Annotated in this window: 1 protein-coding gene; it reads left to right on the top strand. The window is 59.3% G+C overall.

Annotated elements, in window-relative coordinates:
• A partial coding sequence (locus EII23_RS12210) for an Rpn family recombination-promoting nuclease/putative transposase (protein WP_185702407.1) occupies positions 1 to 674 on the top strand: 674 nt, incomplete at both ends.

Below are 674 nucleotides of genomic sequence, written 5' to 3'. Positions count from 1 at the left end.
TTGCTGCTCGATCTCGTCAAGACGGGGAGCGTGCGCGAAAATGAAGGCTTGCCGCCGGTGTTTCCCATTGTTATATACAATGGAGGCAGGGCATGGAAGGCCCCGCAGGATGTGGAGGCACTCTTTGCTCCCATGCCGGAAAGCCTGAAAATGTACCGGCCCCGTCACCGGCATTTCTTGCTGGACGAAAGCCGGGTGCCCGCCGACGCGCTGGACAAAAGCAGGGGCCTGGCTGCGCAGCTTTTGAAGCTGGAGCGGGCGCAGGAGCCGGAAGAAGTCCGGCAGATCGTCAGGGAATTGATAGCCCGGCTGCATGGGCCGGAGTATGTGCCTCTGCTCCGGGCTTTTACCGTATGGCTGGGGCGTGTTGTGCTCAAACGCTCCGGGATCACAGAAGACATCCCCGAATTTCAGGACTTGCGGGAGGTGGACGCCATGTTGGAAGAACGCGCCGCTCAGTGGAAGGACGAATACATTCGGCAGGGGGTAGTGATCGGAGAAGCCAGAGGAGAGGCCAGAGGAGAAGCCAGAGGAGAAGCCAGAGGAGAAATCAAGGGCATTGGCCTGGCCTTGCAGGATTTGCTGGAGGCGCGCTTTGGCACGCTTCCCCAGTCCGTGACTTCCTACATTGCCAATTCGTCTGATGCCAATGCCCTGCGGAAGCTGACGCTTTT

Source organism: Desulfovibrio sp. OH1186_COT-070 (assembly GCF_003860215.1).
GTDB lineage: Bacteria > Desulfobacterota > Desulfovibrionia > Desulfovibrionales > Desulfovibrionaceae > Desulfovibrio.
The sequence above is the reverse complement of the archived record's forward strand: the minus strand, read 5'-3'. Positions and strand labels throughout refer to the sequence as shown.